Origin of the sequence: Pseudomonas sp. URMO17WK12:I6 (assembly GCF_003253625.1) — a bacterium.
Taxonomy (GTDB): domain Bacteria; phylum Pseudomonadota; class Gammaproteobacteria; order Pseudomonadales; family Pseudomonadaceae; genus Aquipseudomonas.
Genome location: NZ_QKYZ01000002.1, coordinates 253,478 through 267,777, shown reverse-complemented (window position 1 = coordinate 267,777; position 14,300 = coordinate 253,478). Strand labels below are relative to the sequence as shown.

Here is a 14,300-nt window from a genome sequence, read left to right as displayed (position 1 = left end):
GGGAGACTTAATATGTCTACTGCCGAAGTTCGTCCGCCATTGCCGCCGTTTACCCGTGAATCGGCCATCGAAAAAGTTCGCCTGGCCGAAGATGGCTGGAACTCCCGTGACCCGGAACGGGTGTCTCTTGCCTACACCCTGGACACCCAGTGGCGTAACCGCGCCGAGTTCGCCCACAACCGCGAAGAAGCCAAAGCTTTCCTGACCCGCAAATGGGCCAAGGAACTGGACTACCGGCTGATCAAGGAACTCTGGGCCCATGGCGACAACCGCATCGCCGTGCGTTACGCCTACGAATGGCACGACGATTCGGGTAACTGGTTCCGTTCCTACGGCAACGAAAACTGGGAGTTCGACGAGAACGGCCTGATGTTCAACCGCTACGCCTGCATCAACGACCTGCCGATCAAGGAAAGCGAGCGCAAATTCCACTGGCCACTGGGTCGCCGGCCGGATGATCACCCCGGGTTGTCTGACCTAGGTCTGTAACATCACCTCACCGATCGTTCCCACGCTCTGCGGGGTAATGCCGCCACGGACGCTCCGCGTCCGCCGTGACGCAGAGCGTCACAAGATGCATTCCCACGCGGAAGCGTGGGAACGATCGGCTCAGGTCGCCGCAGAAGTTGGATATGGGTAAGATACCGGCCTTTCCCCGCAGCCCTCTTCTGCGCCCTGCCGAATAAGCCCCATTCCATGCCTTTCGAACTCAGCGTTGACCTCACTACCCTGGCCGTTCTGGCTCTCGTCGCTTTCATTGCCGGTTTCATCGACGCCATCGCCGGTGGTGGCGGTCTGTTGACCACCCCGGCACTGCTGACCGCCGGCCTGCCGCCGCATCTGGTGCTGGGCACCAACAAACTCAGTTCGACCTTTGGCTCGGCCACCGCCAGCTTCACCTTCTACCGCCGCAAGCTGTTCCATCCACGGCAGTGGATGCACGCCATCGTCGGCACGTTGGTTGGTGCGCTCAGCGGCGCCATCGTCGCTCATTATTTGCCGGCGGAATGGCTGAACAAGATGCTGCCGGTAATTGTGTTCGCCTGCGGCCTGTACCTGTTGTTCGGCGGCACACCGAAAGCGCCGCTGGACAGCGATGCACCCATCAAGAAAAAGTGGCAATCGAGCCAAGGCTTCAGCCTCGGTTTCTATGACGGCGTGGCCGGCCCGGGAACGGGGGCGTTCTGGACCGTCAGCAGCCTGCTGCTCTACCCCATCGACCTGGTCAAGGCCAGCGGCGTGGCGCGCAGCATGAACTTCGTCAGCAACATTGCAGCGCTGTCGGTGTTCATCTTTTCCGGGCAAGTGGACTGGATTATCGGCCTGAGCATGGGCCTGTCGGTGATGGTCGGCGCCTTCTTCGGCGCGCGCACCGCCATCAGCGGCGGTGCGAAATTCATTCGTCCGGTGTTCATTACGGTGGTGCTCGGCCTGACCGTGCGCCTAGCCTGGCAGCACTGGTTCAGCGTGGCCTAAGCGCCGCGCCACGTAGACGTCGATCAGGTAGCGGGCAATCGAGCGTGACGCCGGCAACGGCGGCAGCTCGTGCACGTTGAACCACTGGGCGTCTTCGATCTCGTCTTCCTGACAGACAATCTCGCCACCGGCGTACTCGGCATGAAAACCGAGCATCATCGAATGCGGGAACGGCCAGCACTGACTGCCCATGTACTGGATGTTCTTGACCTCGATCTGCACCTCTTCGCGAACCTCGCGAATCAGGCAATCTTCGGCCGACTCACCCGGCTCGGCAAACCCCGCCAACGTGCTGTAGACCCCGGTGACAAAACGCGGCGAACGGGCCAGCAGAACCTCGTCGCCACGGGTCACCAGCACAATCATGCTCGGCGAAATACGTGGGTAGCTGCGTAAATCGCATGGCTCGCAGTACATTGCCCGCTCGCGCGGCACCTGGATCATCGCCTGCCCGCAGTTGCCGCAAAAACGGTGCTCACGGGCCCAGGTACCGATTTGCGCGGCATAGCCCAGAACCTTGTAGACGGTGTGATCGCCATCGAGCATGAACGCCCGCAGGCCTTTCCAGTTACAACCCGGCACGTCGCTGTGACCGCGCAGTTCCAGCAGGTACACCGGTTCGCCATCCAGGTGACCGATGCCGTGCTCGGCAAGAACCGACAAGTCCTGACGCTTGAGCCATTCCCGTGGAAACAGGGCGCCATTGTCATCGAACAAAAAGCCTTCGGGGCTGCGCGCCACGGCCCAGCCGCCGGGTTGATCGGTGTCCAGTACTGCAGTGGTCCAGCGTGAAGTCATGGTTAATCAATCCAGAAATTCGGGTTTCTGTTTGCTCATATGGGCGGCCATGGCCACGCGCAGATCGGTGGACTGCAGCATGGCGGCGTTCCACGTGGCGACGTATTCAAGGCCGTCGTCGATGCGATGGTCGCGCATGTAGCTGATCATCTCTTTGGTACCGGTGATGGCAATCGGCGACTTGCCGGCGATTTCGCGGGCAATCCCCATCACGCCTTCAAGCAGGCTGGCGGTGTCGCTGTAGACGCGATTGACCAGGCCAATGTTACGCGCTTCTTCGGCGCCAAAGGTGCGACCAGTGTAAGCCAGCTCACGCAGCATGCCGTCACCGATGATCCGCGGCAAGCGTTGCAAAGTGCCAACATCGGCCGCCATGCCGATATCGATTTCCTTGATGGAAAATTGCGCGTCTTCAGCCGCGTAACGCATGTCGCAGGCCGAAATCAGATCGATGGCGCCGCCCAGGCAATAACCCTGCACCGCCGCCAGCACCGGTTTGCGGCAGTTGTCGACGGCGTTGAACGACGCTTGCAGCGCCAGGATCTTGCGCCGCAGCAGGCGCGCATTGCGGCCGACGTCCTTGCCCAGCTCATTGGCCACACCGGCGAGCATCATCAGGTCGATACCGGAAGAAAAATGCTTGCCGGCGCCGCTGAGCACCACCACCCGGACTTCATCGGTATCATCGACCCACTGGAAAATCTCGATGATCTCGCTCCAGAACGCGGCGTTCATCGAGTTGATCTTGTCCGGACGGTTGATCTGCACATGGGCGATGTTATCGGCCAGTTCGACGCTGAAGGCGGTGTATTGAGACATGGCAGTGATCCTTTACCGGACAGAAAATGAAGCCCGAACTATAACAAGGCATCTGTGTCGGCAGTAAGGCAGCGGTTCGGCCAAATGCGGGACTGGCTTCTGGATTTTCAGCGTCTGGACGGGCCTGCTCGCGATTGGCCGTACCACCGAAATTGTTAGAAACCGTCTTGGCGCGTGAACACAGTTGTCACTATGCTTGCGCCTGACTTTCCAAGGAGGAACCCTACCCATGCCGATTTCTTCACGCGCTGCCTTACTGGTCATCGACGTACAAAACGACTTCATTCCCGGCGGTCAATTGCCGGTGCCGGAGGGTGACCTGATTGTGCCCCTGATTAATCGTCTGGGTCACCAGTTCAAACAGGTCATCATTGCCCAGGACTGGCACCCGCCCGGCCACGCCTCGTTCGCTTCCAGCCACCCTGGGCACAAGCCTTACGACGTGATTCAGTTGCCTTACGGTGAACAGACGCTGTGGCCGGAGCATTGTGTTCGCGCCACGCCCGGCGCCGAGTTCCACCCGGAGCTGGACCTGCCCCACGCCCAATTGATCATCCGCAAGGGCTGCAACCCGGACATCGACAGTTATTCGGCGTTTCTGGAGGCGGATCGAACCACAACCACCGGTTTGGCCGGGTACCTGAAAGAACGCGGCATCGACACGGTTTACATGGTCGGGCTGGCACTGGATTTCTGCGTGATGTTTTCTGCGCTGGATGCGCGGGCGGCGGGGTTCAATGCGTTTGTGGTGATGGATGCTTGCCGCGCGATTGATCTGGAAGGGTCGCTGGCGGCGGCGATTGAGCGGATGCAGGTGGCGGGGGTCGGGTTGATTGAGTCAGCCGAATTGCTCGACTGAACTGTTGAACGTTTCCCCGCCTGGTTCGTAGCAGCTGCCGAGCTTGCGAGGCTGCGTTCGAGGACGCAGTCCTCGCAAGCCCGGCGGATGCGGTTTTCCCGAAAAGAACCGGTTACCTGGTTTTACGAGTGCTGCGCACTCGAACGCAGCCTCGCAAGCTCGGCAGCTGCTACAGGTCAGGGCCGCCGCTCAGGTTCGGAAAACCTACAAATGAACCGCCGGTTTCTCGCAGTCACACTGATGATGGAAAGACTGACCACCTCGATATCACCCGCGCCAGTGGTGCAGACGTGCAGCAGAGTGCTCATGCGGCGACGCTGCTGCGCGATGGGGATATACGCCAGAAGTAGTTATCTCAGAAAGAGAATGAAAAATTATCCAATATTAACCAATCTCCTTCTGGGTTTTGGATCTCAATCCGCACAATACCGGTCTCAGAAAAAACAATTTTATTTGCAGAATTCAAGTTCAAAAGCAAAAATTGCTGCCCTAACAAGCCGTTCACCCCATAAAAATATGCGACATTCGTGGCGACATTCGTCGCCCCGTACCAGAACGAAACTTCGTTGCATGGTTTTTTCAAGTTTAACGCAATGCGTTGTGCTCCCGAGTCTTTGTAACCTATATGTAAAACTTGAAGTTCTGTTTTCTCCGGAATGGTAATAAAACCATCTGTAGTCGGTGCGATCCCCGTCATCCCGCCCCCTGATACAAATCCTATTCTCATAACCGAGGTTTCGATCGTCTGACCTGAAACTATAATCTGTGTCAATTGGTTATCAAAATTTTCAGTGAGCGTACGCTGCACAGTCAACTCACGTATCGGAAACAAAACTGACCTGACCTGATCAGTGTTCTGGCCGAGCAAAACACTCAAGCTCACATTTGCCTTACTGTCATGTTTCAGACCTGCCAGTTCTTTTCTCCGCAACGGCACACTCAGTCCGGAACTCACTTCCTTCGTTGTTACTTTAAATGCTTTAAGTAGCGGAATCACATACTCGCCGCCTCCGCTATCGATCCCGACGCACTTGAGTTCAACTTCTTGTCCTTCCCGAATCCCCAACCAAGGCAGCACCTTCACCTCGGCATCGCCTTCAAACTTGCTGAAATCCAACACCTTGTCATCCGGCGCTTGAGGCACCTTCGGCGTTGGCAGTCTCGGATCCCCGTCGACAATTTTCTGCACCGTCAACAATGTCGGTTTCGAGCGGGTCTTGACGCCGTTTCGCGTCAGCTCCCACGGCAATCGGATCACTGTGCCGTGCCGAGCAACCAGATCCTGAATCGTCAGGGTGTTATTAACCCGCTTATTGGCATTGAACGCCTTGGCGGGAAACATCGGAAAACCCTCTGCCGTGACGGGACGGACAAGTTGAAGGCCTGTGTCGCCCGTTTGTGCCTTCGCAAACTCGATTCTAGCGATCAAGCCTTCCGGGTAGGCCAACGGATCAACTACCAACCCCGGCACGCCGACCACTGTCACCAGCGGCAGCTCGATCAGCGCCTCCCCAATCACGTCAACCGTGGTCGTGAAGGATCGCCCTACTTCCTTGCCACCGCGCAGCAACTTGTATTTGAATCTGGCCGAACCGCCCACTGCCCTGACGAACTGTGCGTGGGGCACCGGTAGTTTGTAAATGAACGGTGCGCGATCCACGGTTTCCTTGAGAACCAGCACCTCGGACGAGTCCGTCGCCGAGGTGAACGTGCAGGTCAGCTCAATGATGTCGCCCCTGAGCCATGAACGTTGCGCGTGGACTTGAGCAATCGCTGGTTGGCCTGCGAGCTTGCCCAAATCGATGCTATCCGGATCGTCCGAGGCGTCGTTCGGGTCTTCGCTGACCAGCGGTGGCTCGTACCAAGTGCCGTTCAGGCTGACGAACAGTTCGATGGCCGCCGACCACAGGGCATCCAGATCCACGCTGTTACCGATCCAGTCCCATACGGTATAGGTCACGACACACTTGGGTGTGTCACCGATCTTTTTGAACACTGCTTCGTCGATCAAGATCTCCACGGGCTCGCCGGACTTCGCCTCATCCTCTGAAACCTCATGCTCAATCGACTCGCCGCCGCATCTTACGCGGATCTTGTCGAACGCTCGGGTCAGGGGATAGAAGGCCGTGCAGATCACACCTTGCCGGGCTTGCTCAGGGTCTACACCGTCGTCCACCACCTGTGGCGGCAATACATTGATCCCCAGTTCAGAGTGCGACTCGTGATTACCTTCGAGATCTTTAAGACCTGGCCGTCGCTTGTGAAACCAGGCTCGCAACGTCGTCGACGAGTCAATGTTTTCCGAGCCGCGCCGGATGCTGTAGTAGATTTCATTGAGCCCGTCGAACAGCGCTTTTACCGGCAAATACAGAATGAAGCGTTTGTCGGTCAGTGACTCGACGATAGCGACCGACACTACAACGCCGTTGAGATAGAGGTCGATGTTGTCACCGACTTCCTGCTCCAGATAGCCGTCAACAAAGACTTTCACCCCTTCAGGGTAAAGGTAGGTCAGCGCCAGCGGAATCCCTCCATGAGCATTGATCGGGGCAGGTACGGTATCTTTCCAGCCTGGAATTCGTGGGGCGTAAAGGGTCAGCAGGTGAATGTCGGTCATCGCAGCGCTTCCTGTCAGTGACACCGCTCCAGGTGCAGAGAGGCTTCATTTATATGAGAGCGCTAAGGCCGGAGGCTTGGCTACTGTCATATCTGACAGGTAGGGACTGATTATCGCTACCGTCTGTCAGCTGGAGCTTCGGCAGTCTTTCTGCCGTACCAATTAGGCTGGTTCTACGAGTGCTGCGCACTCGAACGCAGCCTCGCAGGCTCGGCAGCTGCTACAACGAATGCGTCAGGCCGAGGTGGGCAGCCACAAACGGAACCGTGCGCCGCCCAATGGTGATGCCTGCGCGGTCAGCGTGCCGCCCTGCGCTTCCAGTGCTCGGCGGCTGATTGCCAGCCCCAGGCCAAACCCGCCTGTGGCGCGATCCCGACTGCGATCCAGCCGATAGAACGGCTCAAAGATCCGCTCCCGCTCTTCATCGGGAATGCCAATGCCATCGTCATCCACCCAGATCTCACAGCCTTTGGCGCACACCTGCACACCAATCTGAATCCGTTTCTCGCAATAGCGCATGGCGTTGCGCAGCAGGTTCTGGATCGCCCGGGCGGTCAATCTCGGATCCAGCGAGAAGCGTTCGAGCTGACCGTGCAGCAGCACATCAATGACGATTTCCGGTGACTCAAGCTCTTCATCGACGCTGCCCAAAATACTGTCGATGAATTCATCCAGCGACACCTCGACCTGATCCGGCAGCCGAGCCGGGTTTTGCAATCGGCTGTAGGACAGCAGCTCCAGCACCAGCTCATCCAGTTCGCGAATGTGCGCGACCAGGCCTTGCAGGCGTTCCCGGCTGGTGGCCGGCAAGTCGTCGGACAGCGCCAGGGCCAGGCCGAAATCCAGCCGCGTCAACGGCGTGCGCAATTCGTGGGACACGGCGTTGAGCAAGTCGCGCTGCTGGTTGAGCAGGTTTTCGATGTCGCCGGCCATGGTGTCGAACACGTTGGCCAGGCTGCCGATGTTGGAGCTGGGGGAAATCTGCGTGCGCTCGCTCAGGTGGCCCTTGCCGAAGCGTTCGGCGGTGCTTTTGAGACGTTCCAGGTCGCGCCAGTGCGGGCGCAGCCACAACAACAGGCAGGCCAGCATCGTCGCACCGATCAGCACGTTGATGCTCCAGTACAACCAACTGACATCCGTGGGGTCCGGTGGTACGACCATCTCCACCACCATCTGCTCGTTCAACGGTGTCACCGCCAGGGTGCGCCAGCCCCAGTCGCCGATGCGTACCACGTTCTCCCCGCGCTGCAAGCGTTCGCGCTCATCCAGGGTAAATTCGGTATCGTCGTTGCGGGTCAAAATGATGTGCAGCGGCTGGAACTCCTTGTCCATCTCCGCCGCCAGCGCCGGCCACTGCTCGACAGGCACCGTACGAAACTGTTTGACGATCAGCGTTTGCAAACCTCGGGAGTAATCGAGGTTGTAGGTCACAAAACGCTCATGGAAGACCTTGATCACCAGGTCCGGCACCAGGTAGATCGCCGCGCTGAACGAAACGATGGTCACCAGGTACAGACGAAACAGGATTCTGAACATGGTTCAGCATTCCCACTCGGAGCGGCTGAACAGGTAGCCCTTGCCCCACACGGTCTTGATCTTGCGCGCCTCGCCGGCGTGGTCGTCGAACTTGCGCCGCAGTTTGGAGATGGCCACATCCACCGAGCGGTCGGTACCGTTGAATTCGATACCGCGCAGGCGTTGCAGAATCTGATCGCGGCTCAGCACTTCGCCGGCATGCCGGGCCAGCACCACCAGCAAGTTGTATTCGCCGCTGGACAGCTCGACCAGTTGCCCGCGCCAGGTCACAGTGCGCTCGGACAGGTCGATGCACAGGTTGCCCATGAGAATACGGTCATTAGCGGTCTGCGGTTCGCTGAGGCTGCTGCGACGCAACAGCGTGCGTACGCGGGCCAGCAACACACGGGGCTCGCAAGGTTTGGTGACGTAGTCGTCTGCGCCCATTTCCAGGCCCAGCACCTGATCGTGACTGTCGTCACGGGCGGTGAGCATCAGGATCGGCAACGTCGCCGAATCGGCCCGCAGCAAGCGGCAGACCTGCAAGCCGTCGAGCCCCGGCAGCATCAGATCGAGAATCACCAGGTCCGGCGGACTGACCCGCGCGCGTTCGCGTACATGATCGCCGCGGCTGATCACGCTGACGGAATAACCGTTGCGTTCCAGGTAGCTGGCAATCAGTTCCGAGAGTGCGGTGTCGTCTTCGACCAGGAGGATGTTGGGCATGGGTGATTCCAGAAAGTGCTGTGGCGACTGGCGGGGCCTCATCGTGGGCTTGCCCGCGAAGGCGGCCTGACCGTCGCAAAAAGTTTCAAGCTGCGAAGGATATACGCCCTCATGCATACGCGAGCAAAACCCTTACACAATTTCACACAGCACCAACAAAGCTTCACCGCTACCCTCATCGACTCCCCGTAGGATGCGGGTAGTCATTATTGGGGTATTTCCATGTCAAAGAACCTGCTTGCCACGCTCAGCCTGATTGCCCTGGCGTTGACGCTGAGCGCTTGTGACCAGTCTTCGACCGCCGAAGAATCGGCACCGCTGGCCACGGTGCGCATCGAAACCGTCGAAGCTCGTCCTCTGTCAATCAGCAGCGACTTGAGCGGGCGGATTGCCGCGCCACGGATTGCCGAAGTGCGTGCCCGGGTTGCCGGCGTGGTGTTACAGCGGGTCTTCCGCGAAGGCAGCGACGTGAATAAAGGCGACGTTCTGTTCCGTATCGACCCGGCCCCCTTCAAGGCCGACCTGGACAGCGCCGAAGCCGCGCTGCGCAAGGCCGAAGCCAACGCGTTCCAGGCCAGATTGCAGGAGCAGCGTTACGCCCAATTGATCGAAGGCAACGCCATCAGCGCTCAGGATTACGACAATGCCCGAGCCAATGCCCGGCAGACCGCCGCCGATGTCGCCGCCAACAAAGCCGCGGTGGAGCGGGCGAAATTGAACCTCGGTTATGCCACCGTCACCGCGCCGATTTCCGGGCGCATCGGCCGCGCGCTGGTGACTGAAGGCGCGCTGGTGGGGCAGAACGAAACCACGCCGCTGGCGCTGATTCAGCAGTTGAACCCGATCCACGCCGACCTGACCCAATCGACCCGTGAACTCAACGATCTGCGCCGGGCCTTCCGCTCTGGCCAGTTAAAGGAAGTGGGCCAAGGCCAGGCCAAAGCCACGCTGATCCAGGACGACGGCAGCCTTTATCCGTTGCCCGGCAAGTTGTTGTTCACCGACATCACCGTCGACCCGGGCACCGGTCAGATCATTCTGCGCAGCGAGTTCCCCAACCCGGACCTCGACTTGCTGCCGGGCAGCTTCGTTCGCGTACGTCTGGAGCAGGCCTTCAATCAGCAAGGCATCAGCGTGCCGCAACGGGCCATTCAGCGTGACAGCGCCGGTGTCGCCCAAGTGCTATTGCTCGACACCGAACAGCGGGTCGGCCAGCAACCGGTAGAGCTGGGCGCGGTGCAGAACGATCGCTGGATCGTCACCCGCGGCCTCAAGCCCGGTGACCGCATCGTCACTGAAGGCCTGCAACACGCGCGCCCCGGTGAGAAAGTCCAGATCGACAACACCCCTCTTCCACTTGCCCAGGTTTCTGGCCAGTAAGCAGGACGCTTTTTATGCCGCAGTTCTTTATCGATCGCCCGGTGTTCGCCTGGGTGGTTGCCCTGTTCATCCTGCTGGCCGGTGCGTTGGCCATTGGGCAGTTACCCGTGGCGCAATACCCGAACGTTGCGCCGCCGAAAGTCGAAATCTACGCCACCTACCCCGGCGCTTCGGCGCAGACCGTGGACGAAAGCGTGGTCAGCCTGATCGAAGGAGAACTCAACGGCGCCGACCATCTGCTGTACTTCGAATCCCAGAGCAGCCTCGGCAGCGCCACCATCACCGCGACGTTCCAGCCGGGCACCAATCCGGAAATGGCCCAGGTCGATGTGCAAAACCGCCTCAAAGCGGTTGAGTCGCGCCTGCCTCAAGCGGTCACCCAGCAGGGTTTGCAGGTGGAGAAAGTTTCCGCCGGTTTCCTGCTTCTGATCACCCTCACCTCCAGCGACGGCAAGCTCGACGACGTGGCGCTCAGCGATTACCTGGCGCGCAACGTGATGAACGAGATCAAGCGTCTGGACGGCGTCGGCAAGGCCCAGTTATACGGCGCCGAACGGGCGATGCGGATCTGGATCGACCCGCAGAAGCTGATCGGCTTCAACCTGACTCCGGCCGACGTCAACGCAGCCATCGTTGCGCAGAACGCTCAGGTTTCCGCGGGCAGCATCGGCGACTTGCCGACCCGCACCACTCAGGAAATCACCGCGACCGTTCTGGTCAAAGGCCAGCTGTCGACGCCTGAAGAATTCGCCGACATCGTGCTCAAGGCCAATCCTGACGGTTCTACCGTGCGCATCCGTGATGTGGCGCGGGTCGAGATCGGCAGCCAGGAATATCAGTTCTCCACACGCCTGAACGGCAAACCGTCTACCGCCGTCAGTGTGCAACTGTCGCCGGGCGCCAATGCCCTGAGCACCGCAACGCTGGTGCGAGCAAAGATGGACGAACTGGCGCGCTATTTCCCGGCCGGTGTCGAATACAAGATCCCGTACGACACCTCACCCTTCGTCAAGGTCTCGATCACCAAAGTGGTTTACACCCTCGGCGAGGCGATGGTGCTGGTGTTTGCGGTGATGTTCCTGTTCCTGCAGAACATCCGCTACACGCTGATCCCGACGCTGGTGGTGCCGGTGGCGTTGATGGGCACGTTTGCGACCATGCTCGCGCTGGGCTTCTCGATCAACGTGTTGACCATGTTCGGCATGGTGCTGGCCATCGGCATTCTGGTGGACGACGCGATTGTGGTGGTGGAGAACGTCGAACGAATCATGGCCACCGAAGGCCTGTCGCCCAAGGAAGCCACGCGCAAGGCGATGAAGCAGATCACCGGCGCGATCATCGGCATCACCCTGGTGCTGGTGGCGGTGTTCATTCCGATGGCGTTCATGCAGGGCTCGGTCGGGGTGATTTACCAACAGTTCTCGCTGTCGATGGCCACGTCGATCCTGTTCTCGGCATTCCTCGCCCTGACGTTGACCCCGGCGTTGTGTGCGACGCTGTTGAAGCCGATTGCCAAAGGCGAGCATCACGAAAAAGCCGGATTCTTTGGCTGGTTCAACCGGCGCTTCGAACAACTGACCGAGCGTTATCAGGGCTGGGTCGCCTATGCGTTGAAACGCACCGGTCGTTACCTGTTGATTTATGGCGTGCTGCTAGTCGGCCTGGGACTGTGTTTCAGTCGTCTGCCCTCCTCGTTCCTGCCGGTGGAAGACCAGGGCTACACCATCACCGACATCCAACTGCCACCGGGCGCGAGCAAGAATCGCACAATAAATGTGGTGGAGCAGATCGAAGCACACAACGCCACCGAACCGGGCGTCGGCGACAGCACAGTGATTCTCGGCTTCAGTTTTTCCGGTAGCGGGCAGAACGCTGCGCTGGCGTTCACCACGCTCAAGGACTGGTCGGATCGGGGCAGCGACGACTCGGCGAGTTCCATCGCCGATCGCGCCAACATCGCGCTGAGCCAGATCAAGGATGCCATGGCTTTCTCGGTGCTGCCGCCGCCTGTTGACGGTCTCGGCACCTCCAGCGGTTTCGAGTTCCGCTTGCAGGACCGTGGCGGCCTCGGCCATGCCACGCTGATGCAGGCGCGTAGCCAGTTGCTGGCGGCCGCCGAGAAGAGCCCGATCCTGATGAACGTGCGCGAAAGTGCCCTGGCCGAAGCGCCACAGGTTCAGCTGATCGTGGACCGCAAGCAAGCCAACGCCTTGGGCATCTCCTTTGCCGACATCGGCAACGTACTGTCCACCGCTGTGGGTTCGGCTTACATCAACGACTTCCCCAACCAGGGGCGAATGCAGCGAGTGGTGGTCCAGGCCGAAGGCGATCAACGCAGCCAGGTCGCCGATCTGCTGAAGATTCACGTACGCAACAACGCTGAAAAAATGGTGCCGCTGTCGGCCTTCGTCCGGGCCAACTGGACCCAGGGCCCGGCGCAATTGACCCGATACAACGGCTACCCGGCCATCAGCATTTCCGGTGAACCGGCGCCCGGTTACAGTACTGGCGAAGCCATGGCGGAAATCGAACGGCTGGTGGCGCAAGGCCCGGCGGGGTTGGGTCAGGAATGGACCGGGTTGTCGTTGCAGGAACGCTTGTCCGGCAGTCAGGCGCCGATGCTGCTCGGTCTGTCGCTGCTGATCGTGTTCCTGTGCCTGGCGGCGCTGTATGAGAGTTGGTCGATTCCGACCTCGGTGCTGCTGGTGGTGCCGCTGGGTGTGCTCGGCGCGGTCCTGGCTGTGACCCTGCGCGGGATGCCCAACGACGTGTTCTTCAAGGTCGGGCTGATCACCATCATTGGCCTGTCGGCGAAGAACGCAATCTTGATCATCGAGTTCGCCAAAAGCCTGTATGACGAAGGTCATGACCTGATCGATGCCACGCTGCAAGCGGCGCGCCTGCGGTTGCGGCCGATTGTGATGACATCGCTGGCGTTCATTCTTGGGGTGGTGCCGTTGGCGATTGCTACCGGAGCCAGTTCCGCAAGCCAGCAGGCGATCGGCACCGGGGTGATCGGCGGGATGATCACGGCGACATTGGCGGTGGTGTTTGTACCGGTGTTTTTTGTGGTGGTGATGAAGTGGGTGCGCAAATCCGCCAAACCCCACTGACTCCACCTGTAGGAGCTGCCGCAGGCTGCGATCTTTTGACTTTGCTTTTAAAGATCAAGATCAAAAGACCGTCCGAACGCGGCCCGAGCCTTCGGCAGCTCCTACAAAAGCGACGTCGCGTGCGCTATGGTGCTGGAACGCACCATCAAAGTGAGTCTCCATGCCCTTCCTCGCCCGCACCCACCCTCGCCTGTCCGCCGCCGCCACCCTTGGCGTCGCGGCAGGCATTCTGGCTCCGGCCGATTCGATCCTCGGCAAAATCCTCATCGGCTGGAATGCCGGGGTCTGGACGTATCTGGCCCTGATCATCTGGCTGACCATGCGCTCCAAAGCCGACGACGTGAAACGCATTGCCGAAGTCGAGGACGAAAACGCCGGGCTGGTGCTGTTCACCGTGAGCATGGCTGCACTGGCCAGCCTCGCCGCCATCACCCTCCAACTAGCAGGCAGCAAAGATCTGGACACCTATCACCGGCTGTTGCACTACGGCTTTACCGGGATGACCGTGATCGGCTCGTGGCTGTTGATCGGGGTGATTTTCAGCGTGCATTACGCCCGGTTGTATTACACCTGGGAAGGCAAGGAACCTGCGCTGCGATTTGCCGAAGGGCTGACAACCCCCAATTACTGGGACTTCCTGTACTTCTCGTTCACCATCGGCGTGGCGGTGCAGACCGCGGATGTCGGCGTCGCCACGCGGGAATTGCGCAAGATCGTGCTAGCGCAATCGTTGATCGGGTTTGTGTTCAACACGGCGATATTGGGGTTTTCCATCAACATTGCCGCCGGTTTGTTCAGCTGACGACCGCCCCCTGCTCTGTTCAGCCTGGATACCAGCGTTTTGTGCCTGCATGCTGAGGCCATCCATTCACAGATTTTGACAGCTGTAACCTGTCAGGTTTGACAGTTTACAACCCGTCAGGAAAACGCTTCCATGGTGCATCCAGAGTTAGGGTCGGACGGCCTTTGGATACTTCCTTTTAGTGAACGGAGATCC

Annotated in this window: 11 protein-coding genes; 6 read left to right on the top strand and 5 right to left on the bottom strand. The window is 59.6% G+C overall.

Going from position 1 to position 14,300, the window contains the following annotated elements; genetic code table 11:
- Positions 1-12 precede the first annotated feature (12 nt).
- Positions 13-489 (top strand): nuclear transport factor 2 family protein, encoded by a 477-nt coding sequence (locus F475_RS04935; RefSeq protein ID WP_018929120.1) that lies wholly within the window; start codon positions 13-15, stop codon positions 487-489.
- 207 nt (positions 490-696) lie between these two features.
- The gene (locus tag F475_RS04925) at positions 697-1,476 is read left to right on the top strand and encodes a TSUP family transporter (RefSeq protein ID WP_019578834.1); all 780 of its coding nucleotides are present in this window, start codon (positions 697-699) and stop codon (positions 1,474-1,476) included.
- On the opposite strand, the gene nudC is transcribed toward F475_RS04925, so the two are convergent.
- Together nudC and F475_RS04915 are read right to left on the bottom strand one after the other, a co-directional pair.
- Complete coding sequence (nudC, locus tag F475_RS04920; RefSeq protein ID WP_111453291.1) at positions 1,444-2,274, bottom strand: NAD(+) diphosphatase; 831 nt, start codon at positions 2,272-2,274, stop codon at positions 1,444-1,446. The two genes, F475_RS04925 and nudC, sit on opposite strands and share 33 nt — an antisense overlap.
- Before the next feature lie 6 nt (positions 2,275-2,280).
- The gene (locus F475_RS04915) at positions 2,281-3,093 is read right to left on the bottom strand and encodes a crotonase/enoyl-CoA hydratase family protein (RefSeq protein ID WP_086944326.1); all 813 of its coding nucleotides are present in this window, start codon (positions 3,091-3,093) and stop codon (positions 2,281-2,283) included.
- Positions 3,094-3,322: 229 nt separating this feature from the next.
- Here F475_RS04915 and pncA point away from each other — a divergent pair, with 229 nt between their 5' ends.
- Entirely contained in the window at positions 3,323-3,952 is a 630-nt protein-coding gene (pncA, locus tag F475_RS04910; protein ID WP_111453290.1) for a bifunctional nicotinamidase/pyrazinamidase, read from the top strand.
- Between the two features lie 355 nt (positions 3,953-4,307).
- On the opposite strand, the gene F475_RS04905 is transcribed toward pncA, so the two are convergent.
- The 3 genes from F475_RS04905 to F475_RS04895 form a co-directional block, all read right to left on the bottom strand.
- The gene (locus tag F475_RS04905) at positions 4,308-6,569 is read right to left on the bottom strand and encodes a hypothetical protein (RefSeq protein WP_111453289.1); all 2,262 of its coding nucleotides are present in this window, start codon (positions 6,567-6,569) and stop codon (positions 4,308-4,310) included.
- A 234-nt stretch (positions 6,570-6,803) separates the two neighbouring features.
- Positions 6,804-8,105 (bottom strand): ATP-binding protein, encoded by a 1,302-nt coding sequence (locus tag F475_RS04900; RefSeq protein ID WP_018929114.1) that lies wholly within the window; start codon positions 8,103-8,105, stop codon positions 6,804-6,806.
- A 3-nt stretch (positions 8,106-8,108) separates the two neighbouring features.
- Positions 8,109-8,810 (bottom strand): response regulator transcription factor, encoded by a 702-nt coding sequence (locus F475_RS04895; protein WP_018929113.1) that lies wholly within the window; start codon positions 8,808-8,810, stop codon positions 8,109-8,111.
- A 222-nt stretch (positions 8,811-9,032) separates the two neighbouring features.
- Here F475_RS04895 and F475_RS04890 point away from each other — a divergent pair, with 222 nt between their 5' ends.
- The 3 genes from F475_RS04890 (at position 9,033) to F475_RS04880 (ending at position 14,105) form a co-directional block, all read left to right on the top strand.
- Entirely contained in the window at positions 9,033-10,190 is a 1,158-nt protein-coding gene (locus F475_RS04890; protein ID WP_111453288.1) for an efflux RND transporter periplasmic adaptor subunit, read from the top strand.
- 14 nt (positions 10,191-10,204) lie between these two features.
- On the top strand, positions 10,205-13,303 hold the full coding sequence (locus F475_RS04885) for an efflux RND transporter permease subunit (protein WP_064617750.1): 3,099 nt from the start codon (positions 10,205-10,207) through the stop codon (positions 13,301-13,303).
- A gap of 160 nt (positions 13,304-13,463) precedes the next feature.
- A complete protein-coding gene (locus F475_RS04880; RefSeq protein ID WP_019649642.1) occupies positions 13,464-14,105 on the top strand; it encodes a DUF1345 domain-containing protein in 642 nt (213 codons plus the stop codon).
- Positions 14,106-14,300 lie beyond the last annotated feature (195 nt).